This window comes from Streptomyces cinereospinus (genome assembly GCF_042430725.1).
Taxonomy (GTDB): Bacteria; Actinomycetota; Actinomycetes; order Streptomycetales; family Streptomycetaceae; genus Streptomyces; species Streptomyces cinereospinus.
In genome coordinates, this window is the sequence record NZ_JBHMCY010000025.1 from 18704 (window position 1) to 42063 (window position 23360).

Here is a 23360-nt window from a genome sequence, read left to right on the forward strand (position 1 = left end):
TCACGGCTGGTCGCGGTCGCTCCGTACCGGCCGGCGGCCGCCGGCCTCCTTCGGGCGGTCCCGGTCGCCGGAGCGCAGCACGCCCGCGAACACCGCGAGGCCGCCCGACAGGACGGTCACCAGGGCGAACGACACCACCAGGCTGGTCGCCTGCGCCAGCGTGCCGATCGCGCTGGGGGCGATCAGCCCCGAGGTGTAGGTGATGGTCGCGACGCCCGCGATGGCCTGGCTGGGGTTCGGGCCGCTGCGGCCGGCCACGGCGAAGCACAGCGGGACCACCACGGCGATGCCCAGCCCCGTCAGCGCGAAGCCCGCCATGGCCGTCACCGGGTGGTCGCCGAGGACGATCAGCGCGCCGCCCACGGTGGCGAGGACCCCGCCGGTGCGCACCGTGCGGACCGAACCGTAGCGGTCCACCACCTTGTCGCCCGCCATCCGGGCGAGCGCCATGGTGAGCGTGAAGCCGGTCGTGCACGCCGCGGCGAGCCCCGCCGACGCGCCCAGCTCGTCCTCCAGGTAGATGGCCGACCAGTCCAGGCTCGCGCCCTCGGCGAACACCGCGCAGAACCCGACCGCGCCGATCAGCAGCGCCGACCGGGGCGGCAGCGCGAACCGGGGCGGCGGCTCCTCGTCCTCGGCGGGCTGCAGGTCCAGCACCCAGGTGCAGGCGACCAGCCCCAGCAGGGTGAGGCAGGCCGCCGCCAGCGTGTGGTGCAGCCGGGCGTCCGTGCCCAGGTGGGCGGCGAGCGTGCCGCCGGCCGAGCCGACCAGCGCGCCCGCGCTCCACATGCCGTGCAGGCCGGACATGATCGAGCGGCCGAGGCGGTTCTCGACCTCCACGCCGAGCGCGTTCATCGCGACGTCCGACATGCCGGCCGTGGCGCCGAAGGTGAACAGGGCCAGGCAGAGCGCGAGCAGGTTGGGCGCGAGGGAGGGCAGGGTCAGCGACAGCGTCCACAGCACGAGCAGCCCCCGCAGGGCCGTCCGGGCGCCGAAGCGGTGGCTGACCCGGCCCGCCAGCGGCATGGCGAGGGAGGCGCCGAGGGCGGGGAAGGCGAGCGCGAGGCCGAGCTGGCCGGGGCTCACCGAGGCGTGGTCCTGGATCCACGGCACCCGGGTGGCGAACGAGCCGGTGACCCCGCCGTGCACGGCGAACACGGCGGCCACGGCGTACCGGGCGCGTATCACCTCTCGGTGCTCGTGGACCACGTCTTTCATGTTCCCGCCCCTCGTCCCGTCCCGTCATCGGCCCTGTCCGCGGGTAAACTATCAGGGAGCCTGCCTGATAGATAGGTGGCGGAGACGCCCGGTGGGGCGTGGCACGAGGCGTCATCTGGAAGGATCCCGGCATGCCCGCATCCCCGAGCACCGCCCGGGCCATCAACGACCGGCTCGCCCTGCGGCTGCTGCAGCAGGAGGGCCCGCTGACGGCCGGGCAGCTGAAGCAGCTGACCGGCCTGTCCCGGCCGACGGTCGCCGACCTCGTCGACCGCCTCTCCGCCGCCGGCCTGATCGACGTGGTCGGCGAGGCGGGCGAGCAGCGGCGCGGGCCCAACGCCAAGCTGTACGGCATCGTCGCCGACCGCGCCCACCTGGCCGCCCTCGACGTCCGCACCGAGGGCGTCTCCGTGGTCGTGTCCGACCTGCTCGGCCGGGTGCTCGCCGAGGCCTCCGTGCCGATCGGCGACGACACCGGCACCGGGTCCGCGGTGGAGCTGGCGGTGACGCTGGTGGAGCGGACGGCGAAGCAGGCGGGGGCGGCGGGGGCGCCCGCGCGCGAGGGCGTCGGGGAGTGGGGAGGGCTGCACACCGTCGGCATCGGCGCGCCCGGCCTGATCGACCCCGGCACCGGCGACCTGCGCGACTCCTCCGGCCTGCCCGCCTGGCACCGCCGGCTGGTCGCGGCCCTGCAGGAGCGCCTGCCGGACACCCGCGTCATCGTCGAGAACGAGACCAATCTCGCGGCGCTGGCCGAGCAGCGGGAGGGGGCCGCCCGCGACCGGGACACCTTCGTCCTGCTGTGGCTCGGCCGGGGGACGGGTGCGGCCGTGGTGCTGGACGGGGCGCTGCGGCGGGGTGCGTCCGGGGGCGCGGGGGAGATCGGGTTCCTGCCGGTGCCGGGCACGGACGGGCCGCCGTCGGCGACGGACTGCACGGGGGGCTTCCACTCGCTGGCGGCGGCCGGGGCCGTCGTGGAGCTGGCCCGGGCATGCGGGGTCCGTGCGGCCGGCGGGCGGGCGGGAGCCGCCGAGCTGGTGCGGGGGGCGGTGGCGGCGGTGCCGGCCGGCGGCGGCGCCCTCGCGGCGCCCCCGGGCGGGTCGGCCGACGCCCGTTTCCTCGACGCCCTCGCCGACCGGCTCGGCCTCGGCGTCGCCTCCGTCGTGGCGGTCCTGGACCCGGGGTGCGTGGTGCTCGGCGGGGAGGTCGGCCACGCCGGGGGCGAGGTACTCGCCAGGCTGGTTCTCGAGCGGGTGCGGCGGATGTCACCGCTGGTCACGGAGGTGCGGGCCGGTGCCCTGGGCGGCGCCGCCGTACTGCGCGGGGCGCTGCTGACCGCGCGGGACCGGGCCCAGGACGAGCTGTTCGCGCCCCCGGGCCGGTAGCTCACGCCCGGTGGCCGCCGACGTGCACCGCCAGGTACTCCTCGAAGGTGCCCTTGCCCACCGCGTGCTCCGGCGCGAGGTGCCCACCGGCGCGGAAGGCCCGGTACGCGCGCCCCCACAGCGGTACCCGCACGACCGCCCGCCGGCGGCCCGTGGCCCTGAGGTACGAGCGGGCCAGCGACTCGACGGTGCGCACCTCCGGCCCGCCCATGTCCGCGACCCGCCCGGCCGGCCCGCCGGCGGCCAGCTCCGCGAGCCGCGCCGCGACCTCCGCGACCTCGATCGGCTGGTCCCGCACGCCGGCCGGCAGCGGCATGACCGGCGGCCTGGCCAGACTGTCGAACAGCCGGACGAGGAAGTCGTGGAACTGCGTCGTCCGCAGCACGGTCCAGCCCAGCCCCGACTCCTCGACGAGCCGCTCCACGGCGTGCTTCGTCGTGTAGTAGCCGAACGGCACCAGGTCGACCCCGACGATCGAGATGTAGACCAGATGGCCCACTCCGGCCCGCCGCGCCGCCGCGGTCAGATGGGCCGCCGCCTCCTCGTCACCGCCGCGCGGCGTGCTCGCGCAGTGCACCACCGTGTCCGCGCCCGCGACGGCCGCGTCCAGCGCGCCGCCGCCCTCGCGCAGGTCGACGGCGTAGGGCTGGGCGTGCCGGCTGAGCACCCGCACGTCGTGCCCGTCCGCGCGCAGCCGCTCGGTGACGTGCCGGCCGAGGGTTCCGGTGCCGCCGGTCACCAGGATCGTGGTCATGCTGTTCAGCCCCTTAGGACGCCGCGCGCTCCCGGGGAGCGCTCTTCGCCAGCCGGGGGGCCGAGCAGCCGCCGGGACAACCGCGGGGCGGCGCTGCACGGCCGCGCGGGCTGACGCCGTACGCCTTCCAGCTTGTCCGGGTCGGGCACCGCTCGCAGGTCGGGGATGGTGAGACCCGGCGGCGGGCAAGGGCCGTCGTCACCGCCGCCGGGCCCGTCCTGGCCGGGGTCAGCAGGCGCCGAGGTCCTGCCAGACCCCCCACTCACCGGTGGTTCCGGGCTCCTCGCCCTTCGTCCACCACTTCGCCCTCCACGAGTGCCCCGTGCGGGACGCGGCCGAACCACCGCCGTACTCCGCGCTCGCGCGCCACGCGGGCGGGAAGCAGGCGCCCGGGGTCGGGGTCGTCGGGTCCGGCGAGGGCGGGGTGCCCGAGCCCGGTTCCACCACCGTGGTGCCGCGCGCCAGGTTCCCGGCGAGCGCGTAGGTGAGCGGGTAGGTCGTGCCGGAGACGTCCACCGTCCGGTTCCACGGGGTGGACACCGGCAGACAGGAGTCGAACGACAGCCCCACCGACGCGCCGGGCGCCGGGGTCCGCCGGGCCGGCAGCTTCAGCGAGACCCGTGGAAGTCGCCCCCGGGCCCGCCCACGGGCGACCCGGTGTGGTCGCTGCTGGTCACCCTGGCGCCGAAGCCCGACTGGCCGGAGGCGTCGGCCGGAGCCGCGGTGGAGTGGTCGAACCGTAACGCCGTACCGCCCGGCAGCGTCGTCCCAGTGTTGTCGGTGAACTTCACCTCGGGGGCGATCGGGTAGTTGGACCCGCCGAGCCCGAACTCCCCGGACTCCACGCCGATGTTCACGGCCCGGGTGGACAGCGCCTTGTCCGAGACCCGGTTGCCGGATCTGTGCCGCGCGAAGGACGGCACGGCCGGTTCCTCTCCACGGAGTTGCGCAGACCCCAGAAAGGAGTAGACCAATGCGTCAACAGGTCTGCACCAATCCAAGCGGACGGGCGCGGACGGGAGTTGGGGGCCCGTCCCGCCCGAGACGTCCGGGACTGCGCGCCTTGTGAGCCACTCCACACCGCCCGCCCGTCTGGATTCCGACCCGGCGTGGCACACTTGCCCTGTACCAGTAGCAGCGCACTCCGGGGTCGGTGAAAGTCCGAACCGGCGGTTACAGTCCGCGACCCGGTCGCCTCCAGCGGCCGGTTGACCAGGTGCAATTCCTGGACCGACGGTTAAAGTCCGGATGGGAGGCAGTGCGCGGCGAGTGGGCATCCGTGCGCGCCGCCGATGGTGGTCGTCCCCCGCGGGGAGGCTCCGTCCGGTGTCGCCCCCGGTGTTCTCGCTCGTTTCCTCTGTCGTCCCGACAGCCCCGGAGTCCGTGCCCGAAGAGGCAGGAGGACCCGGGAAGTGTTCACCGGAATCGTCGAAGAGCTGGGTGAGGTCACCGCCGTCGAGAATCTCGGCGACGCCTCCCGCTTCCGGCTCCGCGGCCCCGTCGTGACCGAAGGGGCACGGCACGGCGACTCCATCGCCGTCAACGGCGTCTGCCTCACCGTCGTGGAACACGAGGGCGACGAGTTCACCGCCGACGTCATGGCCGAGACCCTCAAGCGCTCCAGCCTGGGCGTCCTCACCGTCGGCTCCCGGGTCAACCTCGAACGGCCCACCGCCGTGGGCGCCCGCCTCGGCGGCCACATCGTGCAGGGCCACGTCGACGGCACCGGCACCGTCCTGGAGCGCACCCCGTCCGAGCACTGGGAGATCGTGCGGATCTCGCTCCCGGAGGACCTCGCCCGCTATGTCGTGCACAAGGGCTCCATCACGGTCGACGGCATCAGCCTCACCGTCGTCGAGGCGGGCGCCGACCACTTCACCGTCAGCCTGATCCCCACCACCCTCGCCCTGACCACCCTCGGCCGCAAGCAGCCCGGCGACCCGGTCAACCTGGAGGTCGACATCATCGCCAAGTACGTGGAGCGGCTGCTGGCCGGTCGGGAGGCCATCCGGTGAACTGGCTCAACTCCGAGGCCTTCAGCCTCTTCGGCCAGCGCATCATGTGGTCGGACATGATCGGCAACGTGATCGGCCTGACCGCCCTGGCGCTCGGCTGGCGCCGCTCGATCTGGACCTGGCCCGCCCAGTTCGTCTCCGGCCTGATCCTGTTCGCCGCCTTCGCCACCGCCCACCTCTCCGGCAGCGCGGGCAAGCAGATCGTGGTGATGCTCGTCGCCGGATACGGCTTCTGGCAGTGGAACCGCGGCCGGCGGCAGGCGCAGGACGGCTCGATCGCCGTCCGCTTCGCCACCTGGCGGGAGCGCGGCATCCTGCTCGCCGCGGCAGCCCTCGGCACCCTCGCCGTCGGTGGCCTGTTCACGGCGTACCCGGCACTGTCCTGGGACCCCTGGCCGGACGCGTACATCTTCGTCGGCACCGTCGTCGCGATGTACGCCCAGGCGCGCGGCATGGTCGAGTTCTGGTTCGCCTGGCTGCTCGTCGACCTGGTCGGCGTGCCCCTGAACTTCGCCAACGGCTTCGCCTTCTCCGGCTTCGTCTACGTCATCTACGGCGCGCTCGTCCTGTGGGGCATGCGCGACTGGTGGCTGCGCTCCCGCCGGGACGCGCGGCCCGTCCCGGAAGGAGCACCGGCATGACCGCGGCCCCCGTCCTCTGCAGCACGGACGACTTCGACCTCGCCCTCGACCCGGTCGAGCAGGCCGTCGCCGACATCGCGGCCGGCCGCCCGGTCGTCGTCGTCGACGACGAGAACCGCGAGAACGAGGGCGACCTCGTCATCGCCGCCGAGAAGGCGACCCCCGAGATCGTCGCCTTCATGATGAGCGAGTGCCGCGGCCTGATCTGCGCCCCGATGGAGGGCGAGGAACTGGACCGGCTGCGGCTGCCGCAGATGGTCGAGGACAACACCGAGTCGATGAGCACCGCGTTCACCGTCTCGGTGGACGCCTCCGCCGCCCACGGGGTGACCACCGGCATCTCCGCGGCCGACCGGGCGACCACGCTCCAGCTGCTCGCGAGCGGCACCGCCGAGCCCACCGACCTCGTCCGCCCCGGCCACGTCTTCCCGCTGCGCGCCCGGCCCGGCGGCGTCCTCACCCGCAACGGCCACACCGAGGCCGCGGTCGACCTCGCCCGCCTCGCCGGTCTGCGTCCGGCCGGCGCCATCGTCGAGATCGCCGGTGAGGACGGCCGGATGCTGCGCCTGCCCGAGCTGGTCCCGTTCGCCCGCAAGCACGGCCTGACGATCATCTCCATCGAGGACCTGATCGCCTACCGCCGCAGCGCCGAGCCCACCGTCCGCCGCGAGGCCGAGACCCGGCTGCCCACGGCCCACGGCACCTTCACGGCGTACGGCTACCGTTCCACCGTCGACGGCGTCGAGCACGTCGCGCTCGTCCACGGCGAACTGGGCACCGGCGAGGACGTCCTGGTCCGCGTCCACTCCGAGTGCCTCACCGGCGACGTCTTCCGCTCCCTGCGCTGCGACTGCGGCCCCCAGCTGGAGACCTCCCTGGAACGCATCCGGGACGAGGGCCGGGGCGTGGTGGTCTACCTGCGCGGGCACGAGGGCCGCGGCATCGGCCTGCTGTCCAAGCTCCGCGCCTACGAACTCCAGGAGCACGGCCGGGACACCCTGGACGCCAACCTGGAGCTGGGCCTGCCCGCCGACGCCCGGGACTACGCGGCCGGCGCGCAGATCCTCGCCGACCTCGGCGTGCGCAGCGTGCGCCTGATGACCAACAACCCGGAGAAGACCGACGCGCTCGTCCGGTACGGCATCGAGGTCACCGGGCGCGAGCCGATGCGCGTACAGGCGGGCGAGCACAACCTTGGCTACCTGCGCACCAAGCGGGACCGGATGGGCCACGACCTGCCCTGGCTGGACACGCCCGCTGTGACCACCTGCGGCAACCAGTGACACAGCGGCACGAGAACAACAAGAACAACAAGAGCAACAAGAACAACAAGAACAACGAGAACGAGGAACAACGTGAGCGGCAAGGGCGCACCGGAACTGTCCGTACGCGACGTGGGTGACCTGCGGGTCGCCGTCATCGCGGCGCAGTGGCACGAGAAGGTGATGAACGGTCTGGTCGACGGCGCCCTGCGCGCCCTGCACGACCTGGGCATCGACGAGCCGACCCTGCTGAGGGTCCCCGGCAGCTGGGAGCTGCCGGTCGTCGCCAAGGTCCTCGCGGGCCGCGGCTACGACGCGGTCGTCGCCCTCGGCGTCGTCATCCGCGGCGGCACCCCCCACTTCGACTACGTGTGCCAGGGCGTGACCCAGGGCCTCACCCAGGTCTCCGTCGACACCGGTGTCCCCGTCGGCTTCGGCGTGCTCACCTGCGACACCGAGGAGCAGGCCCTGGACCGGGCCGGCCTGGACGGCTCCAGCGAGGACAAGGGGCACGAGGCGGTGACCGCGGCGGTGGCCACCGCGGCTACGCTCCGTTCAGTATCCGAACCCTGGCGTTAGACCGGGCGGCACACCCCGTAGAGTGGGCGGCACCATGTCCAAGAAGACGTTCGAGGAGCTCTTCACCGAGCTCCAGCACAAGGCCGCCCACGGCGACCCCGCCACTTCCCGTACCGCGGAGCTGGTCGAGAAGGGCGTCCACGCCATCGGCAAGAAGGTCGTCGAGGAGGCCGCCGAGGTCTGGATGGCCGCCGAGTACGAGGGCAAGGAGGCGGCCGCGGAGGAGATCTCGCAGCTGCTGTACCACGTCCAGGTGATGATGGTCGCGCGCGGGATCTCCCTCGACGACGTCTACGCCCACCTCTGAAGCCGACCCCCACCCCACCGCGACACCCTGCGAACGAAGGAAGCCGACCTCATGCTGCGCATCGCCGTCCCCAACAAGGGTTCCCTCTCCGGCCCTGCGGCGGACATGCTGCATGAGGCCGGCTACCAGCAGCGCCGCGACTCCAAGGAACTGCGGATCGTCGACCCGGGCAACGACGTCGAGTTCTTCTACCTCCGCCCCCGGGACATCGCGATCTACGTCGCCTCCGGGCAGCTCGACATCGGCATCACCGGCCGCGACCTGCTGGTCGACTCCGGCGCCGACGCCGAGGAGATCCTGCCGCTGGGCTTCGCCCGCTCCACCTTCCGCTACGCCACCAAGCCGGGCACCGTCACCGGTCTGGCGGACCTGAAGGGCACCACGGTCGCCACCTCCTACGAGGGCATCGTCGCCGGGCACCTCGCCGAACACGGCATCGACGCCTCCGTGGTGCATCTGGACGGCGCCGTCGAGACCGCCATCCAGCTCGGTGTCGCCCAGGTCATCGCGGACGTCGTCGAGACCGGCACCAGCCTGCGCAACGCGGGCCTGGAGGTCGTCGGCGAGCCGATCATGCAGTCCGAGGCCGTGGTGATCCGCCGTACCGGCGCGGACGGCGAGGCGCCCAAGGTGCAGCAGTTCCTGCGTCGGCTCCAGGGCGTCCTGGTGGCCCGGACGTACGTGATGATGGACTACGACTGCCGCGTGGAGCAGCTGGAGAAGGCCGTCGCGCTCACCCCCGGTCTGGAGTCGCCGACCATCTCGCCCCTGCACAACGAGGGCTGGGTCGCGGTCCGCGCCATGGTCCCCGCGAAGAACGCCCAGCGCATCATGGACGACCTGTACGAGATCGGTGCCCGGGCCATCCTGACCACCGCCATCCACGCCTGCCGCCTCTGAGGAACACCGCACCGATGTCGGACCTGCCCGCGCTGCCCGTCACCTTCCGGCCGCGCCGCACCCGCGCCGTCCTGCTCTGCCTGGCCGTCCTGATCTTCGTCGTCGTGTCGTCGATCGCGCTGCTGCTGGACCGGCTGGGCCCCGGTGAACGGCTCACCTTCGTCTGCACGGCGGCCGTGCTGGCGAGTGTGGCACTGACGCTGGCCCGCCCCAAGGTCATCGCCGAGGAGACCGGCGTCACCGTCGTGAACTTCGCCAGCACCCGCCGGCTGGAGTGGGCGCAGATCGTGCAGGTGCACCTGCGGGTCGGCGACCCGTGGGTGTTCCTGGACCTCAGCGACGGCACCAGCCTGCCCGCGATCGGCATCCAGCCCGGCATCGCCAAGGCCCAGGCCATCGCCGACGCGCGCGCCCTGCGCGCCCTGGTCGAGGCCCGGTCCGGGGCCCGTCAGGACTGACGCGGAGCCGTTCGCCCTGCCGTACCGGCCGGTGTCTTGATTAATCTGGTGGCGGAGGCGCCGTCCGTGACGCCTCCGCCCCCGTGGTGCCGGCCGGTGCGCGGGGGTTCCTGCTACCCGAGGAGTGACCCCTTCCGGCGATGGACGGACCGTCCTGCAGTACCTGCGCCGCCCCCTGCCGACCCAGTGCGGAGGCGGCGGCCTCATGACCATCCCCCTGCTGCTGCTCGCAGCCGCTTTCCTGCTCATCCTCGCCAACGGCTTCTTCGTCGCGGCCGAGTTCGGCCTCGTCACGGTCGACCGCCCGGACGCCGAGAAGGCCGCCGCCGAGGGCGACCGGCGGGCCCGCCGGGTCGTCGAGTCGCTGAAGGAACTGTCGTTCCAGCTCTCCGGCACCCAGCTCGGCATCACCCTCACCTCCCTGGTCGTCGGCATGCTCGCCGAACCCGCCCTCGCCCGGCTGCTGGACGGCCCCCTCACCGCCGCCGGCGTCCCCGACGGCGCGGTGTCCGGAGTGGCCGTGGCCATCGGCATGCTGCTGGCCTCGGCGGTGCAGATGGTGGTCGGCGAGCTCGTCCCCAAGAACTGGGCGGTGTCCCGCCCCTTGCAGGTCGCGCGGTTCGTCGCCGGCCCGCAGTATGCGTTCGCACGCGCGTTCAGGCCGGTGATCGCCGCCCTGAACGGCGTCGCCAACCGTCTGGTCCGCGCGCTCGGCGTCGAGCCCGCCGAGGAGCTGGCCTCCGCCCGCACCCCCGGCGAACTCGTCTCGCTGGCCCGGCACTCGGCGCGCGCCGGCGCCCTGGAGCAGGACACCGCGGACCTCTTCGTCCGTACCCTGTCGCTCGGTGAGCTGACCGCGCAGCACGTCATGACCCCGCGGGTGAAGGTGAGTGCCCTGCAGTCCTCGGCGACCGCCGAGGACGTGGTCAACCTGACACGGGCCACCGGCCTGTCCCGCTTCCCCGTCTACCGGGAGCGGATCGACGAGGTCGTCGGCATGGTCCACCTCAAGGACGCGCTCGCCGTCTCCGCGCCGGAGCGGCTGCGCACCCCCGTCGGGCGGATCGCGCGGCCGCCGCTGCTGGTCCCCGAGACGCTGCCGGTCCGGCCGCTGCTCGCCCGGCTGCGCAGCGAGCAGCCGATCGCGGTCGTCGTCGACGAGTACGGCGGCACGGCCGGTGTCGTCACCCTGGAGGACATCGTCGAGGAGCTCGTCGGCGAGGTGCGGGACGAGCACGACGGTCACGACCTGCCCGAACTGGCCTCCGCCCCGCCGGAGGACGGCCGCCCCGCCTGGGACGCCGACGGCAGCTGCCGCGTCGACGTCCTGCGGCGCACCGGCCTGGACGTGCCCGAGGGCCCGTACGAGACGGTGGCCGGCCTGGTCGCCGACCTGCTCGGCCGGATCCCGGCCGTCGGCGACCGGGTCGAACTGCCCGGCTGGCGGCTGGCCGTGCGCCAGGTCGGGCACTACCGCGCCGAGCGGGTACGCGTCGTGCGCACCGCCCCGGTCGTGGAGGCGGTGCGATGAGCGTGCTCCACCTGCTGTTCGCGGCGCTGCTCGTGCTCGCCAACGGCTTCTTCGTCGGCGCCGAGTTCGCGCTGGTCTCGGTCCGCCGCAGCCAGATCGAACCGCTCGGCACCGCCCGGGCCCGCCAGGTGCTCCACGGCCTGGAGCGGCTGCCGCAGATGATGGCCGCCGCCCAGTTCGGCATCACGGTCTGCTCGCTGACCCTGGGCGCGGTCGCCGAGCCCACCGTGGCGCACCTGCTGGAGCCGGTCTTCGCCCGGCTCCACCTGCCCCACGCGGTGATCCACCCGCTGGGGTACGTCATCGCGCTCGCCACCGTCGTCTTCTTCCACCTCGTCATCGGCGAGATGGTCCCGAAGAACCTGGCGATGGCGGCGCCGGAGAAGGCGGCGCTGTGGCTGAGCCCCGGCCTGGTCGCCTTCGCCCGTCTCTGCCGGCCGGTCACGGTCGCCCTCGGCGCCTGCGCCCAGGGCGTGCTGCGGCTGTTCCGGGTCGAGCCCAGGGACGAGGTGGAGGCGGTGTTCACCAGCGAGCAGCTCAACCGGCTCGTGGAGGACGCCGGCCAGGCCGGCCTGCTCGACCCCGAGGAGGCCGAACGCCTGGAGGACGCCCTGGAGCTGGGCTCCCGCCCGGTCACCGACGTCCTGCTGCGGCGCGAGGCGCTGATCACGGTCAGGCCCTCGGTGACACCCGGCCGGATCATCGAGCTGACCGCCCGCACCGGGTTCTCCCGGTTCCCGGTGGCCGCCGAGAACGGGGCCTTCATGGGCTATCTGCACGTGAAGGACGTCCTCGACCTGGAGGAGTCGGAACGGGCCGTGCCCCAGCATCTGTGGCGCCCCATGACGACCCTGCGGTCCGAGCTGCCCCTGGACGACGCGCTCACCGTCATGCGCCGCGCCGCCACGCACCTGGCGCAGGTGGCGGACGGCTCCGGGCGGGTGCTGGGGCTGGTCGCGCTGGAGGACGTCCTGGAACTGCTGGTCGGTGAGGTACGGGATCCGGCGCACCGGGCGGCGCCGCCCGCGCCCGCGGTGTCCGGGCCCCGCTCGGGCGAGGAGGTGCTCGCCGGCTGAAACCGGCCGAGCACCGGGGCCGCGGGATCCGTCACCTGGCCGACGGGTCCTGCGGGCCCCTCCCCGACAGCACCTCACCGTACGCCTGCATCAGGTCCGGCAGCCGCAGCGTCGCCAGGTCCTCCCGCGACAGCGCGCCCGGGCAGGTCGACAACCGCAGGTCCCGGTACGCGCAGCTCTTCTCGTACAGCGTCCGCAGGAACCGCCCGTTGCCCAGTTCGTCGATCCAGCCCTGGTCGACCACGTGGCCCGCGATGGACCGCAGCTCCTCCAGCGACTCCTCGTCCCACAGGTCGCCGTTCTCGGCGGCCAGCACCTCGCCGATCGCGGTGAGTTCCAGGGGCCGGTACGAGGGGAAGTCCACGCGGGTCGTGAAGCGGGAGGAGAGCCCGGGGTTGGCGGCGAGCAGGCGGTCCATGCCCTCCGGGTAGCCGGCCAGGATGACCACCAGGTGGTCCCGGTTGTCCTCCGCCCGCTTCAGCAGCACCTGCAACGCCTCGTCGCCGTACGCGTCGCCCTTGCCATAGCCGGAGTTGGACAGCGAGTACGCCTCGTCCACGAAGAGCACCCCGCCGAGCGCGGAGTCGATCAGCTCGTTGGCCTTCACGGCGGTCTGCCCGAGGTACTCGCCGACCAGGTCGGCCCGCTGGGCCTCCACGAGGTGGTCGCCGCCGAGCAGCCCGAGGGCGTAGAAGACGCGGCCGAGGATGCGGGCGACCGTGGTCTTGCCGGTGCCGGACGGGCCGGAGAAGACGAAGTGCCGCTTGGGCGGCTGCACCGGCAGCCCCTGACCGGCCCGCAGCCGGGCCATGTTCAACTGCGCGGACAGGGCCTTCACCTGGCGTTTCACCGGCTCCAGACCCACCATGCGCTCCAGTTCGGCGAGCGCCTCCTCCAGCAGGGCGGGGTCGGCCGGACCGGCGGGCGCCGGCGGGGAGGGCACCGTCGCCTTCTCCCGCACCGCCGGATCGGTGACCGCGGGCGGCGGGCCGGCGGGCGGCGGCGCGGGGTCGGGCAGTCTCAGGTCCCGGCCCTCGGCGCCGAACAGCGGGTCGAGCGCGTCGGGGCCGTCGGCGAAGTCCTGCCCGGCGCCGGAAAGCGCGATCGAGGCGAGGTCGGCGGACTCGTCGTAGCCGTCGCCCTCGGCGATCGCCGCGAGCCGGGCGGCGGTGTCCATGAAAGCCGGGTCGACGCGGTGCACCGCCCGGTACAGGGGGAGCGCGGCGGCGGTGCGGCCGGTGCCCTCGTGGGCGCGGGCCAGCCAGTAGCGCAGCTCCTTGCGCTGCGGCTGCTCGCTGCGGCAGCGCATCAGGGCCGCCGACAGCAGCGGCTCGGCCTGCCCGTACATCTCCAGCCGGACCCGGGCCATGCCACCGAAGAGGCCGGCCTCGATGCCGAGCAGGGCGTCGCCGAGCAGCGGGTCGGTGTGCCGGACCAACTGCTCCCAGTCCTTGACCAGATAGGCGCGGCAGGCGTGCAGGAAGCGCACCTGCGGGTCGGTGTCGACGGGAGGCAGGCCCGCCAGCGCGCGGTCCAGCTCGGGGACGTGGCGGCCGTCCAGCCAGTGCGAGGCGTGCGCCAGCAGCAGGTCGCGCGGGCTCTCCAGCACGGGCTGCACCCACCAGCCCAGCCAGTACCAGGAGTTCAGCGTGCGCCGGTGCCGGGTGCGCTGCTCACCGAAGCGGTCGCGGTGCCGGAACATCCTGAGCAGCGCGGTGGTCGTGTCCACCCGCAGCGCGTGCAGCCCGAGCCAGCCGTCGGCCATCCCGGGGTCCAGCCGCACCGCGGCCCGGAACTCCTCCTCCGCCTGCGGGTACGCGCCCACGGTGTAGGCGTCCACGCCGCGCAGCCAGGCCAGGTCGGCCGGGGCCTCGGGGCCCTGCGTGCCGAAGTCCATCACGTCCCCCCACAAAGCGAGCCCCCGCTGGTTCGCCGCCGGGCCGTCGCCCGCCGGCCGACTTGGGTCGAAACTCTGTGCCGCGGACCGGAGTTGCGACGGTGCGCGGAGCAGCCGTGCACAGGTCGCACCGAGGGCATCGTACCCGCGGGCCGGTGCCCGCCGTAGGGTGCGGCAGTGCGCGTTCGGCGAGGTGGGAGCAGAAGGGGCGCGCCGCGTCTGGTGACCGAGGGTGAGCGGATCACGCCTCGGAGCGCCCGGCGGAGGTGCGCGCGGACAGAACGAAGCCCCCGATCACGGGGGAACAACCGGGGGCTCCGCGTCTGCCGGCGACCGGGTGCGGCCGCACATTGAGAACGTAAGTCCTGTACGGCCCCCCGGTCAAGCCGAGTTGGAGCACTCGGCAGAGTTCCGCCGCAAGGGTCTTTCACCGCCTCAGCACACCACGGACGGCCCGTCACCCTCGGTCACCGAACGGTCCGCGTCCGGCGCTCCCACGGGTCCCGGCAGCACCTCGTATCCCTTCGGCACCGCCTGCACCAGCAGGTCGGCGAAGGGCCGTGAGGGGTCCTCGGTGAAATGCCGCCGCTCCGCCGCGACCCACCCCGCCCAGAAGTCCCGCTGTTCCTCCCCGTCCCGGGACCGCCCCCGCGCCCAGGCGTCCTCGCTGGGCATCTCCAGCCACAGCAGCCGCGCCAGATGCGGGCGCAGGGCGCGCCGGCCGGCGCCGACGCCCTCGACCAGGATCACCGGCGCGGGCGGCAGCGGGCGGGGCGGCGCGAACCGGCGGGCCCGCCAGTCGTAGGGGGCGTAGTGGGCGGTCTCGCCCCGGCCGAGCGGCTCGATCACCTGGCCGAGCAGCCGGGGCGTCCAGGCGAACAACTCGTCGTGGCTGGCGATGTCGTCCAGGTGCAGCACCGGCGCGCCGCCCAGCGCGTCCGCCAACCGCCCGGCGAAGGTGGTCTTTCCGGAGCCCGCGTGCCCGTCGACGCCGATCAGGCGGACCGGGCCGCAGGACGGGGGCAGGGCGCGCAGCAGGCGGGCGAGCCCGCGGAGCGCGGCGGCCGGGGCGGGGCGGTACGGGTGCGACACGCCCCCATCATCCCCCAGCCCTTGCCAGTGGTCCCGGCCAATGCCGGCGGGCGTGGCACGGCCCGAAGTGCTGGCCGTGGCGGGCTCGGGCGGCCATAGTTGGCCCACACATCCGTGCACTGGACCCGCCCCGACTCGGACCCCGGGAGTCATCCGCCCATGAGCAGAGCCGCACAGCCCTCCCGCAGAGCCCTCCTGGCCGCCGCGGTCGCCACCGCCGTCGCGGGCGGCGCGGGCCCGGCGGCGGCCGCCCCGTCCGCCCACGCCGGCGACCCGGTGACGGCCGGCCCCGCCAGGACGCCGGCCGGCCCGGTCGACAACCGCTTCTGGACGACGTACACCGACTGGCGCGGGGGAGGCCACGAGGGCACCCGGGCCGTCCCCGGCGCCCGTCCGGGCGTGGCGATCGCCGTCCCGGCCGGCACCACGGCCTACCCGGACCCGCACACCGGCACCACCGCCGCCTGGGAGTACGCGACCTGGACCGGTCCGGAGCACCGGCCGGCCGTCCCCGCCACCGAGCTGATCGCCTCCTGGAACGCGCACACCCCGGCCGGCACCTGGATCCAGGCCGACCTGCGCGGCACCTACTCCGACGGCACTCAGACCCCCTGGTACGTCATGGGCCGCTGGGCGGCCGGCGACCAGGACATCAGGCGCACCTCGGTGGACGGCCAGAGCGACGGCAGGAGCACCGTCTGGACGGACACCCTCGCCGTCGACGACCCGTCCTCGGGCCTGCGCGTGGCCGCCTACCGCCTGCGCCTGACGCTCTTCCGCACGCCCGGCACCGCGCTCACGCCCACGGTCTGGCGGCTCGGCGCGATGGGCTCCGACGTCCCCGACCGCTTCACGGTCCCGGCCTCCACGCCTAGGCCGGCCCGGGAACTGATCGTGCCGAGGTACTCGCAGGAGATCCACCAGGGGCAGTACCCCGAGTACGACAACGGCGGCGAGGCCTGGTGCAGCCCCACCTCCTCGCAGATGGTCGTCGAGTACTGGGGCGGCCGGCTCACCGCCGAGCAGCTGGCCTGGGTCGATCCGGCCTACGCCGACCCGCAGGTGTGCCACGCGGCCCGCGCCACGTACGACCACCAGTACGCCGGCTGCGGCAACTGGCCCTTCAACGCCGCCTACGCGGCCACCTTCCCGGGCCTGCAGGGCGTGGTCACCCGGCTCGGCTCGCTCGCCGACCTGGAGACGCTGATCGTGGCCGGCATCCCCGTCATCACCTCCCAGTCCTTCCTGGAGAAGGAGCTGACCGGCGCGGGCTACGGCACCTCCGGCCACCTGATGACCGTGATCGGCTTCACCGCCGACGGCGACGTGATCGCCAACGACCCGGCGTCGCCGAGCAACGAGGCGGTGCGGCGGGTCTACGACCGGCGCGAGTGGGAGAACATCTGGCTGCGGACCAAGCGGTACAACGCCTCCGGCAAGGTCGTCTCCGGCACCGGCGGCGTCTGCTACCTGTTCTTCCCGGCGCGTCCGACCGCCGGCCAGCTGCTGGCGCTCGCGGCGGTGGGCGTGCGCTGAACCGCGCCGCGACGGTCCCCGGCCACGTGCCGGGGACCGTCCGCTGTGACCAACCTCTCCGGCCCGGAAGCCGCTCCCGGTGGCAAGGTGGACAGCACGGAGGGGGAGCACGGTGGGGGGAGTCCACTGCACGCACGACCCACAGCGAGAAGCCATGACCGCACAGTCAGCCACCGCCGCCCGCGTCCGCACCGGCGGCCCCTCGGACAACGGCCCCAAGATCGTCGAACACGTCATGGGCTGGGTCCTCGTCGTGGTGCTGGCGATGCTGGTGACCCAGCTGGGACTGCTGTGATCCGACGGGCAGGTTGACCTGCCATACTGCGGAGGTCCCGCCGCCCGTTAAAACCAGGGTCGAAAGTGAATATCAGCCACCAGCGCGACGCCGCCCGGCCCCGGGCGCGCGGCACCGAACGGTCGGCGGCGCGCCGCGCCGAGCTCCTCGCCATCGGGCGGAGGCTGTTCGCCGACACGTCCTACGACGCGCTCTCGATGGACGACATCGCCCGCCAGGCCCATGTCGCCAAAGGGCTGATCTACTACTACTTCCGGTCCAAGCGCGGCTACTACCTGGCCATCGTGCAGGACTCGGTCGCCGACCTGGTCGCCTTCGCGGCCGGCGGTCTGGAGCTCGCGCCCGTGGACCGGGTGCACCGCACGATCGACGGCTATCTGCGCTACGCGGAGCACAACCACGCCGCCTACCGCACGATCGTCAGCGGCGGCGTCGGCTTCGACACCGAGGTGCAGGCCATCCGGGACGGGGTGCGCGAGGTGATCGTCGCGACCGTCGCCGAAGGGGCGTACGGCCGGCGGGAGATCGCGCCGGTGGCGCGGATGGGCCTGCTCGGCTGGGTGTGCGCTGTCGAGGGCACCACCCTGGACTGGATCGACCGGCCGGGGCTCACCCGCGAGACCATGTGCGAGCTGCTGGTGAAGACCCTGGGCGGCGCCCTGCGGGCGATCGAGGAGCTGGACCCCGCGTATCCGGCCCCGGAGCCCGCCCGCCGGGGCGCGTGAAGCAGCGCGGGCAGCCGCGTGGGGGAGCACACGGGAAAGGCGGAGGTCTCGCGCACCCCCGCCCCCGGCACGGCTAGTGCCGCGGCAGGCAACGTTCGCCCCGTCGCGAAGCCCGGCACGCACTCCCGCACCGGACGCCGCTCCGCCACGGGCAGGCGTTGCCTGCCGCGGGACTAGTTGATCGCCTTGATCAGCTCACCGTTCGCGGTGTCCCCGCTCAGCTCCCAGAAGAAGGTGCCGCCGAGGCCCTGCTGGTTCTTGTACGCCATCTTGGTCGCGATGGTGGCGGGGGTGTCGTAACTCCACCAGTCGCTGCCGCACTTTGCGTAGGCGGTGCCGCCCACCGTGCCGGTCGCCGGGCACTTGGTCCTCAGCACCTTGTAGTCGTCGATGCCCTGCTCGTAGGTGCCGGCCGCCGGGCCGGTGGCCGTGCCGCCCGGGGCCGCCTGGGTGACGCCGGTCCAGCCGCGGCCGTAGAAGCCGATGCCGAGCAGCAGCTTGCCGGACGGGATGCCGAGGTCCTTGAGCCTGGCGATGGTCGCGGAGGTGTGGTTGACCGCCTTGGGGATGCCCGAGTAGGAGGTCAGCGGGGAGTGCGGGGCGGTCGGCCCGGTCGCGTCCCAGGCGCCGAAGTAGTCGTACGTCATCGGGTTGTACCAGTCGACGTACTGGGCCGCGCCGGCGTAGTCCGCCGCGTCGATCTTGCCGCCGGCGGCCGCGTCCGCCGGGATCGCCGCGGTGACCAGGTTGCCGGAGCCGAACGTGGCGCGGACCGCCGCCATGAGGTTCCTGTACGCCGCCCGGCCGCTGGTGTCGCAGCCGGCGCCGCAGGCGTTCGGGTACTCCCAGTCGATGTCTATGCCGTCGAAGACGTCCGCCCACTGGGAGTTCTCGACCAGGTCGTAGCAGGACTGGGCGAACGCGGCCGGGTTCTTCGCGGCCTCGCCGAAGCCGCCCGACCAGGTCCAGCCGCCGAACGACCAGAGGACCTTGAGACCGGGGTGCTTCTTCTTCAGCTCGCGCAGCTGGTTGAAGTTGCCGCGCAGCGGCTGGTCCCAGGTGTCCGCGACACCGTCCACCGACTCGGCGGCGGTGTGCGTGCGGTCGGTGGCGGCGTAGGCGTCGCCCATCGCGCACTTGCCGCCGGTGACGTTGCCGAAGGCGTAGTTGATGTGGGTGAGCTCGGCGGCGGAGCCGGAGGTCTCGATGTTCTTGACGAGGTACTTGCGGTCGTAGGTGCCCCATTCGGTGAAGTAGCCGACGACCCTGGAACCGGCGGCCTGCTCCCCGGCCGGTGCGGCCGGCGCGGCCGTGGCGGCGCCGACGCCGGAGAGGAGACCGGCACCGAGGGCGGCGGAACAGGCGGCGGCGACGAGCGCCCGGAAGCGGGCGCGGGGGCTGAGACGGATGTGCATCGGAGGGTCTCCTCGTGGGGGAGAGGGGGACTGCCGATTGGCATGAACGCGATGAAGCGTTGGTGATCCGCCACAGTAGGAGGACTAGACCAGTCGGTCAATGGTGCGGACCAAGATGCCGGGCCGGGAGGATCCTGAAGTAAGCGGTCGTTAACTGGTGACGCGGTGCGTCCGATCGGGCATACTCACAGCGCGCAGCCGCTGGTCAGCGTCTTTCCGCGACCCGGGAGCCGGAGCATCGGCCGCGACAGTGAGACCCGGCGGAGCCGCCCACCCATGGCGCACGTCCGCCGCCGCGCCCGAGAGGGAGGAGAGCGTCGCCATGCCCGACCGCGCCCCGCAGCAGGTGGACCGGCTACTGCCCACGGACGAGGCACGGGACCTGATCTCGCTCGTCCGCGACATCGCCCAGCGCGAGATCGCCCCGCGCGCGGCCGAGGAGGAGGACGCCGGACGCTTCCCGCGCGACGTCTTCACCCTGCTCTCCCGCTCCGGACTCCTCGGCCTGCCGTACGACGCCGACTACGGCGGCGGCGACCAGCCGTACGAGGTCTACCTCCAGGTCCTCGAAGAGCTCGCCGCGGCCCGGCTGACGGTCGGCCTCGGCGTCAGCGTGCACACCCTCGCCTCCTACGCCCTGGCCACCCACGGCACCAAGGAGCAGCGGGCCGAGCACCTGCCCGCGATGCTCGGCGGCGGCCTGCTCGGCGCCTACTGCCTGTCCGAGCCGGCCTCCGGCTCCGACGCGGCCGCCCTGCGCACCAGGGCCGTCCGCGACGGCGACGACTGGGTGATCACCGGCACCAAGGCGTGGATCACCCACGGCGGTGTCGCCGACTTCTACACCGTCATGGCCCGCACCGGCGGGGAGGGCCCGCGCGGCATCACGGCCTTCCTGGTGCCCGGCGGCGCCGAGGGGCTGAGCGCGGCGGCGCCCGAGAGGAAGATGGGCATGAAGGGCTCGCCCACCGCCCAGGTCCACCTCGACGGTGTGCGCGTCCCCGACGCCCGGCGCGTCGGCGAGGAGGGGCAGGGCTTCGCGATCGCCCTGGCCGCGCTCGACTCCGGGCGGCTCGGCATCGCGGCCTGCGCGATCGGGCTGGCCCAGGCGGCGCTCGACGAGGCCCTCGCCTACGCCGCCGAGCGCCGCCAGTTCGGGCGGCCGATCGCCGACTTCCAGGGGCTGCGCTTCCTGCTCGCCGACATGGCGACGCAGATCGAGGCGGGCCGCGCGCTGTACCTGGCGGCGGCACGGCTGCGCGACGCCGGGCGGCCGTTCGCCCGGCAGGCGGCGATGGCCAAGCTGCACTGCACCGACGCCGCCATGAAGGTCACCACGGACGCCGTCCAGATCCTCGGCGGCTACGGCTACACCGCCGACTTCCCGGTCGAGCGGTACATGCGCGAGGCCAAGGTCCTCCAGATCGTCGAGGGCACCAACCAGATTCAGCGGATGGTCATCGCCCGTCACCTCGCGGGCCCGGAGACGCGCTGAACTGCCCCGGTCCGACCAGGGGCGCCGCCAGCCGGACCCACTCCGGGTCGTGGCGCCCCGGCAGGGTGCGGCCGCGGTGGGCCCAGCTGCGCATCAGCTCGCGGTGGACCGGCGGGTCGGGGAGCGGCTGGGGAGGCGGCGGCGGGACGGGAGCCTGCGGGGGGGGGCGTGCGGGGCGTGCGGGGGGCGCGGAAGCGATTCTGCGTACCGGGGAACGTGCGCGCGGTACTGACGCCCGGTCGTGGAGGAGGTGGGGGTCATACCTGGGCAACGCGACGGTAGGACAGGTCGCCCGCCCGGGGAATCGGGCGTGAGTTCACGCACCGTCCTGTTCCGTCCCTGGCCGCCGCCGCGCTGCTGACATACCGTCAACCCCACTGCGTCCGGGGAGGTCCGCCGTGGCCGACGACCGTCCGGTGCCGCTCGACGACTACCCGGTCCACCAGGTGCCCCTGTCGATGAAGCACGTCGCCACCGAGGACCGGACCGCGTACGACCACACCGTCCTCCACGTCCTCGACCACCGGGGGCCGCGCCCTGCCGGCCACCGGGCTCGGCGTGTACCCCGACACCGAGGAGACCGAGGCGTACGCCACCCTGCGCACCGGCGACACCCTGCACGCCGTACGCGCCTCGGACGTCCTCGGCGACGACCGGATGCGCCTCGCGGTCGGCCCGCTGCGCATCCGGGTCGAGCACCCCTTGCGCGAGTACGTGCTGAGCTGCGCCGCCGCCCCTGACGACCGGGCGGACTGTCGTACGAGATCCGCTGGTCGGCAGACTTCCCGCCGCTGTGGGAGCCGCTGCCCCCGCGGCAGCCGGCGACCGCCGCGGGGGCAGCGGTTCGTGCAGGCGGGCCGGTGCGTCGGCTGGATCCGGGCGGGCGGCCGGGAGATCCGCCTCAGGGCCGGCGAGTGGACCGGCACCCGCGGCCGCGGCTGGGGCGTGCGGCCGCTCCCGGGCGAGGACGGCGGGCGGTTCGCCGGGGAGTACCCGGCCGGGGGACTGCGGCGGGTGTGGTGCCCCGTCCGCTGCGACGACCGGTTCCTGATGGTGATCGTGCAGGAGGACGCCGACGGCGGTCGCGCGCTGAACGACGCGACCGTCGTGCGCCCGGACCATCCCGACCGCCGGCTCGGCCCGGTCCGGCCGGAGATCGCCTACCGCCCCGGCACCCGGCACCCGGAACGTGCCCTGATCCGCCTCGGCGACCCGCGCGAGCCGCTGGAACTGGACGTGGAGGTCCTGACGTCGGCCCCGCTCACCCCGGCCGCCGGCCGGCCGCCCGCCGGTGACCGGCGACACCGCGGCGACCCCGGCCGCCGCGCCCACGACCTGACCGGCCCGGCCGCGCGCCCCCTCCTCGCCGCGCCCGGCGTCACCGGCCACGCGGCCCGCTTCCGGCCGGCGGGCGAGACGGGGTACGGCATCTTCGAGCACGGCGTCCCGGAGCACGGCACCCGAGCGCACGGCACCCGAGCGCACGGCACCCGAGCGCACGGCTCCGCCGGGCACGGGTTGTTCGGGCACGACCTGTTCGGGCACCGCTTTCCCGGGCGGCACGGCCCGGACGGGTTCACGGGGTCCGACTCCGGCGCGCAGTGACGCGTCGAAGGGGGGCGAGATGCCGGCGGGAGCCGCTCAGGCGGCGTGGCGGCGCATGACGGGGACCCGCATGGGCCGCGAGCCCGGGCCGCCGACGTGCGAGAAGGGCTGCGTCCGCCAGTCCAGTCCCTGAGGGAGCGTCAACAGCAGGGCGGTGTCCTGCTCCTGCGGCTCGGAGGACTCGTCCGCGGGGCGCGCGTCGGCGGCCCGGCGGCCCGTACCGGCGCAGACCGTGAGCCCGAACGGGTTCCACGGTGAGGCGCACAGCGCGTGCTCCGGGAGGAAGTCCTCGTCCGCGAGCAGGGCGATGGGCTGCGCGCAGTCCGGGCAGATCACCCGGTACATCTCGAAGGTGTCGTACGCGTCGAGTTCGTCGGCCTCCTCGGCGTCGAAGAGGTCGGGTTCGACGCCCTCCGGCTCGGGCTCGACGACCGGCTGCTGCCGCTTGGGCACGCTACGACCAGGGCGCTTGACAGTCTGCATGGGATTCTCCCCCTCGGGCTGGGCCGTGAAGGCGCTGCGGCCTCGACCACAGCAAGCACTTCCCAGCCGCCCTCCGGGGTAATCACGACTTCATTACGGGACCTGTTCGAAGCCTGTGGCGTTCGTCACACGCTGTGTGCGGGTGCCGCGCCCGGCGTGTCCGCACCGGGGACGAGCTGTGGTGCTGAGGTGTCCCATGAGGTCAGCCGCACTGTAGGTTCTTGCGCCATGGAGGAGCTGGATCGACAGATCGTGCAGCTGCTCGTCAAGGACGGGCGGATGAGCTACACCGACCTGGGCAAGGCCACGGGGCTGTCCACGTCTGCCGTGCACCAGCGCGTGCGCCGGCTCGAGCAGCGTGGCGTCATCCGCGGGTACGCCGCGGTGGTCGACCCCGAGGCGGTGGGACTGCCGCTGACCGCCTTCATCTCGGTGAAGCCGTTCGATCCCAGCGCCCCCGACGACATCGCGGAACGCCTCGGAGGCGTCCCCGAGATCGAGGCCTGCCACAGCGTCGCGGGCGACGAGAACTACATCCTCAAGGTGCGCGTCGGCACCCCGCACGAGCTGGAGGAGCTGCTGGCGCGGGTGCGCTCACTGGCGGGGGTGTCGACGCGCACGACGGTGGTGCTGTCCACGCCGTACGAGGCCCGGCCGCCCCGGGTGTGAGGCGCCCGCGGGCCGGTGACCG

22 protein-coding genes, 1 pseudogene and 1 riboswitch are annotated in these 23360 nt (G+C 73.8%); of the genes and pseudogenes, 16 read left to right on the top strand and 7 right to left on the bottom strand.

The genetic code is table 11. From position 1 onward, the window contains the following. Positions 1-1218 carry an MFS transporter gene (locus ACFF45_RS15255; protein ID WP_381346568.1) on the bottom strand — a complete coding sequence of 406 codons (1218 nt, stop codon included), beginning with the start codon at positions 1216-1218 and terminating at the stop codon, positions 1-3. A 131-nt stretch (positions 1219-1349) separates the two neighbouring features. On the opposite strand from ACFF45_RS15255, the gene ACFF45_RS15260 reads away from it, so the two are divergent. Continuing rightward, positions 1350-2603, top strand: coding sequence for an ROK family transcriptional regulator (locus ACFF45_RS15260; protein ID WP_381346569.1), 1254 nt, complete (start codon positions 1350-1352; stop codon positions 2601-2603). Between the two features lies 1 nt (position 2604). Here ACFF45_RS15260 and ACFF45_RS15265 read toward each other — a convergent pair whose 3' ends face one another. Together ACFF45_RS15265 and ACFF45_RS15270 are read right to left on the bottom strand one after the other, a co-directional pair. Beyond that, the gene (locus ACFF45_RS15265; protein ID WP_381346570.1) at positions 2605-3357 is read right to left on the bottom strand and encodes an SDR family oxidoreductase; all 753 of its coding nucleotides are present in this window, start codon (positions 3355-3357) and stop codon (positions 2605-2607) included. A gap of 228 nt (positions 3358-3585) precedes the next feature. After that, positions 3586-4253: pseudogene (locus ACFF45_RS15270) on the bottom strand (chitinase C-terminal domain-containing protein); the annotation flags it as partial. Positions 4254-4492: 239 nt separating this feature from the next. Further along, a riboswitch (FMN riboswitch) is annotated at positions 4493-4623 on the top strand. 146 nt (positions 4624-4769) lie between these two features. Between ACFF45_RS15270 and ACFF45_RS15275 the strand changes: the two are divergent. The 9 genes from ACFF45_RS15275 (at position 4770) to ACFF45_RS15315 (ending at position 12126) form a co-directional block, all read left to right on the top strand. Further along, a complete protein-coding gene (locus ACFF45_RS15275) occupies positions 4770-5372 on the top strand; it encodes a riboflavin synthase (protein WP_381346571.1) in 603 nt (200 codons plus the stop codon). After that, complete coding sequence (locus ACFF45_RS15280) at positions 5369-6013, top strand: nicotinamide mononucleotide transporter family protein (protein WP_381346572.1); 645 nt, start codon at positions 5369-5371, stop codon at positions 6011-6013. Before ACFF45_RS15275 ends, ACFF45_RS15280 begins: the two co-directional genes overlap by 4 nt. After that, positions 6010-7296, top strand: coding sequence for a bifunctional 3,4-dihydroxy-2-butanone-4-phosphate synthase/GTP cyclohydrolase II (locus ACFF45_RS15285; RefSeq protein WP_381346573.1), 1287 nt, complete (start codon positions 6010-6012; stop codon positions 7294-7296). Before ACFF45_RS15280 ends, ACFF45_RS15285 begins: the two co-directional genes overlap by 4 nt. Positions 7297-7368: 72 nt before the next feature. Next, positions 7369-7854 carry a 6,7-dimethyl-8-ribityllumazine synthase gene (ribH, locus tag ACFF45_RS15290; protein WP_381346574.1) on the top strand — a complete coding sequence of 162 codons (486 nt, stop codon included), beginning with the start codon at positions 7369-7371 and terminating at the stop codon, positions 7852-7854. Positions 7855-7888: 34 nt separating this feature from the next. Continuing rightward, positions 7889-8161 carry a phosphoribosyl-ATP diphosphatase gene (locus tag ACFF45_RS15295; RefSeq protein WP_048458133.1) on the top strand — a complete coding sequence of 91 codons (273 nt, stop codon included), beginning with the start codon at positions 7889-7891 and terminating at the stop codon, positions 8159-8161. A gap of 51 nt (positions 8162-8212) precedes the next feature. Beyond that, the gene (gene hisG, locus ACFF45_RS15300) at positions 8213-9061 is read left to right on the top strand and encodes an ATP phosphoribosyltransferase (RefSeq protein WP_381346575.1); all 849 of its coding nucleotides are present in this window, start codon (positions 8213-8215) and stop codon (positions 9059-9061) included. A 14-nt stretch (positions 9062-9075) separates the two neighbouring features. After that, a complete protein-coding gene (locus tag ACFF45_RS15305; protein WP_381346576.1) occupies positions 9076-9519 on the top strand; it encodes a PH domain-containing protein in 444 nt (147 codons plus the stop codon). 205 nt (positions 9520-9724) lie between these two features. Beyond that, entirely contained in the window at positions 9725-11050 is a 1326-nt protein-coding gene (locus tag ACFF45_RS15310) for a hemolysin family protein (RefSeq protein ID WP_381346577.1), read from the top strand. Continuing rightward, positions 11047-12126, top strand: coding sequence for a hemolysin family protein (locus ACFF45_RS15315; RefSeq protein WP_381346578.1), 1080 nt, complete (start codon positions 11047-11049; stop codon positions 12124-12126). Before ACFF45_RS15310 ends, ACFF45_RS15315 begins: the two co-directional genes overlap by 4 nt. Before the next feature lie 31 nt (positions 12127-12157). Here ACFF45_RS15315 and ACFF45_RS15320 read toward each other — a convergent pair whose 3' ends face one another. Further along, on the bottom strand, positions 12158-14023 hold the full coding sequence (locus tag ACFF45_RS15320; RefSeq protein WP_381346579.1) for an AAA family ATPase: 1866 nt from the start codon (positions 14021-14023) through the stop codon (positions 12158-12160). Between the two features lie 435 nt (positions 14024-14458). Further along, the gene (locus tag ACFF45_RS15325) at positions 14459-15115 is read right to left on the bottom strand and encodes a uridine kinase family protein (RefSeq protein ID WP_381346580.1); all 657 of its coding nucleotides are present in this window, start codon (positions 15113-15115) and stop codon (positions 14459-14461) included. Between the two features lie 159 nt (positions 15116-15274). On the opposite strand from ACFF45_RS15325, the gene ACFF45_RS15330 reads away from it, so the two are divergent. From ACFF45_RS15330 to ACFF45_RS15340, 3 genes are all read left to right on the top strand, one after another. Then, complete coding sequence (locus tag ACFF45_RS15330; protein WP_381346581.1) at positions 15275-16651, top strand: C39 family peptidase; 1377 nt, start codon at positions 15275-15277, stop codon at positions 16649-16651. Between the two features lie 154 nt (positions 16652-16805). Continuing rightward, positions 16806-16946 (top strand): SCO1431 family membrane protein, encoded by a 141-nt coding sequence (locus ACFF45_RS15335; protein ID WP_381346582.1) that lies wholly within the window; start codon positions 16806-16808, stop codon positions 16944-16946. Between the two features lie 65 nt (positions 16947-17011). Further along, positions 17012-17671 (top strand): TetR/AcrR family transcriptional regulator, encoded by a 660-nt coding sequence (locus ACFF45_RS15340; RefSeq protein WP_381346583.1) that lies wholly within the window; start codon positions 17012-17014, stop codon positions 17669-17671. 173 nt (positions 17672-17844) lie between these two features. Here ACFF45_RS15340 and ACFF45_RS15345 read toward each other — a convergent pair whose 3' ends face one another. Beyond that, the gene (locus tag ACFF45_RS15345) at positions 17845-19086 is read right to left on the bottom strand and encodes a glycoside hydrolase family 18 protein (protein WP_381346584.1); all 1242 of its coding nucleotides are present in this window, start codon (positions 19084-19086) and stop codon (positions 17845-17847) included. Positions 19087-19408: 322 nt separating this feature from the next. On the opposite strand from ACFF45_RS15345, the gene ACFF45_RS15350 reads away from it, so the two are divergent. After that, positions 19409-20581 (top strand): acyl-CoA dehydrogenase family protein, encoded by a 1173-nt coding sequence (locus tag ACFF45_RS15350; protein WP_381346585.1) that lies wholly within the window; start codon positions 19409-19411, stop codon positions 20579-20581. A gap of 558 nt (positions 20582-21139) precedes the next feature. After that, positions 21140-22186, top strand: a complete 1047-nt coding sequence (locus ACFF45_RS15355; protein WP_465269418.1) for an Rv3169 family protein — start codon at positions 21140-21142, stop codon at positions 22184-22186. 36 nt (positions 22187-22222) lie between these two features. Here the strand turns inward: ACFF45_RS15355 and ACFF45_RS15360 are convergent, their stop codons facing one another. Then, positions 22223-22669 carry a hypothetical protein gene (locus ACFF45_RS15360; protein ID WP_381346586.1) on the bottom strand — a complete coding sequence of 149 codons (447 nt, stop codon included), beginning with the start codon at positions 22667-22669 and terminating at the stop codon, positions 22223-22225. A gap of 228 nt (positions 22670-22897) precedes the next feature. On the opposite strand from ACFF45_RS15360, the gene ACFF45_RS15365 reads away from it, so the two are divergent. After that, positions 22898-23338 carry an Lrp/AsnC family transcriptional regulator gene (locus ACFF45_RS15365; RefSeq protein ID WP_381346587.1) on the top strand — a complete coding sequence of 147 codons (441 nt, stop codon included), beginning with the start codon at positions 22898-22900 and terminating at the stop codon, positions 23336-23338. Positions 23339-23360 lie beyond the last annotated feature (22 nt).

Excerpts from the sequence above, each read along its gene's own strand:
- ACFF45_RS15360 (WP_381346586.1), bottom strand. The coding sequence starts at position 22,669 with ATGCAGACTGTCAAGCGCCCTGGTCGTAGCGTGCCCAAGCGGCAGCAG.
- ACFF45_RS15255 (WP_381346568.1), bottom strand. The coding sequence starts at position 1,218 with ATGAAAGACGTGGTCCACGAGCACCGAGAGGTGATACGCGCCCGGTAC.
- ACFF45_RS15320 (WP_381346579.1), bottom strand. The coding sequence starts at position 14,023 with ATGGACTTCGGCACGCAGGGCCCCGAGGCCCCGGCCGACCTGGCCTGG.
- ACFF45_RS15305 (WP_381346576.1), top strand. The coding sequence starts at position 9,076 with ATGTCGGACCTGCCCGCGCTGCCCGTCACCTTCCGGCCGCGCCGCACC.
- ACFF45_RS15330 (WP_381346581.1), top strand. The coding sequence starts at position 15,275 with ATGAGCAGAGCCGCACAGCCCTCCCGCAGAGCCCTCCTGGCCGCCGCG.
- hisG (WP_381346575.1), top strand. The coding sequence starts at position 8,213 with ATGCTGCGCATCGCCGTCCCCAACAAGGGTTCCCTCTCCGGCCCTGCG.
- ACFF45_RS15260 (WP_381346569.1), top strand. The coding sequence starts at position 1,350 with ATGCCCGCATCCCCGAGCACCGCCCGGGCCATCAACGACCGGCTCGCC.
- ACFF45_RS15265 (WP_381346570.1), bottom strand. The coding sequence starts at position 3,357 with ATGACCACGATCCTGGTGACCGGCGGCACCGGAACCCTCGGCCGGCAC.
- ACFF45_RS15350 (WP_381346585.1), top strand. The coding sequence starts at position 19,409 with ATGCCCGACCGCGCCCCGCAGCAGGTGGACCGGCTACTGCCCACGGAC.
- ACFF45_RS15285 (WP_381346573.1), top strand. The coding sequence starts at position 6,010 with ATGACCGCGGCCCCCGTCCTCTGCAGCACGGACGACTTCGACCTCGCC.
- ACFF45_RS15295 (WP_048458133.1), top strand. The coding sequence starts at position 7,889 with ATGTCCAAGAAGACGTTCGAGGAGCTCTTCACCGAGCTCCAGCACAAG.
- ACFF45_RS15310 (WP_381346577.1), top strand. The coding sequence starts at position 9,725 with ATGACCATCCCCCTGCTGCTGCTCGCAGCCGCTTTCCTGCTCATCCTC.
- ACFF45_RS15335 (WP_381346582.1), top strand. The coding sequence starts at position 16,806 with ATGACCGCACAGTCAGCCACCGCCGCCCGCGTCCGCACCGGCGGCCCC.
- ACFF45_RS15365 (WP_381346587.1), top strand. The coding sequence starts at position 22,898 with ATGGAGGAGCTGGATCGACAGATCGTGCAGCTGCTCGTCAAGGACGGG.
- ACFF45_RS15315 (WP_381346578.1), top strand. The coding sequence starts at position 11,047 with ATGAGCGTGCTCCACCTGCTGTTCGCGGCGCTGCTCGTGCTCGCCAAC.
- ACFF45_RS15345 (WP_381346584.1), bottom strand. The coding sequence starts at position 19,086 with ATGCACATCCGTCTCAGCCCCCGCGCCCGCTTCCGGGCGCTCGTCGCC.